Genomic DNA, 221 nt, shown 5'->3' with positions numbered 1-221 from the left:
CCCCGATGCCGAGCAGCGCGGTAAAGGCTATCGAGGCCGCGATATCATCCGGTTTGGCGCCGATCACGGGCGCTGCTGCGGCAATCGCAGAATTGCCGCAGATCGAGTTGCCGCAAGCAACCAAGGTCGCCAGGCTGGCCGACAGTCCGAAGAGCCGTCCAATCAGAAAGCTGCCGGCCAAAGACAGAGCAACCAGAACGGCAATTCCGCCGACAAGCGGG

At 62.9% G+C, this 221-nt stretch carries 1 protein-coding gene; it reads right to left on the bottom strand.

The genetic code is table 11. The features are described from left to right. A partial coding sequence (locus tag AF337_RS32140; protein WP_152971277.1) for a putative sulfate exporter family transporter occupies window positions 1–221 on the bottom strand: 221 nt, incomplete at both ends.

The sequence above is a fragment of the Rhizobium ecuadorense genome (assembly GCF_001187535.1).
Taxonomy (GTDB): domain Bacteria; phylum Pseudomonadota; class Alphaproteobacteria; order Rhizobiales; family Rhizobiaceae; genus Rhizobium; species Rhizobium ecuadorense.
The sequence above is the reverse complement of the archived record's forward strand: the minus strand, read 5'-3'. Positions and strand labels throughout refer to the sequence as shown.